Annotated in this window: 1 protein-coding gene; it reads right to left on the minus strand. The window is 43.8% G+C overall.

Annotation, left to right across the window (positions count from 1 at the left end; all coding sequences use genetic code 11):
- Nucleotides 1-601 (minus strand): hypothetical protein (locus tag N1032_RS26455; protein WP_259543629.1); only part of this gene is annotated, 601 nt, incomplete at both ends.

The following is a 601-nucleotide window of genomic DNA, read 5'->3' on the forward strand; positions in this document are numbered from 1 at the left end:
TGTTCCATTCCATAATGATCATCAAAGTATTTAGCACCAGTAGCAAATGATTCTGCATAACCTTTACCATCTAGTAATGACAAACCAGTCTGCATCATACCCATAAGAAATGATTTAGATTGGAACCAATCACCAATAGTGTTCATTGATTTGAATGATTCTTGACCTGCATCATTAAGGGCGACGTTTTTCTGTTGTGTCTCTGTCAATGGCTTAGGAACTTCAGGTTGGTTAATACCAGTAGTGGCATGACCAACACCTGCTTGGATGTTCTGGTTACGAGTAGCCAATGCATCGGCAGGATTCTGAGTAGTGATTGGTGTATTAGCACCACCACCTTTAGTTGTATCATCAGCAACTTGCTGCTTAGTTCTATCTAATTCAGCCTGTTGTTTAGCCTGAGCATCTGCACCACCTTGCTGACTGTTAGGATCAGTTGTAGGGGCAGCAGCTGATTCAGCAGGATTGTGAGCTGGATCAGTTGGAGCAAGCATACCTTGTACATCACTTTGTAGAGCTCCTACACGGCTTTGTAAGTTCTTATCTGCTTGTTCCTGTGGTACTGGGATGGCCCCAGCATCGGTGCCTGAAAGAGCGTTAC

This window comes from Herbiconiux daphne, assembly GCF_024979295.1.
GTDB lineage: Bacteria > Actinomycetota > Actinomycetes > Actinomycetales > Microbacteriaceae > Herbiconiux > Herbiconiux daphnes.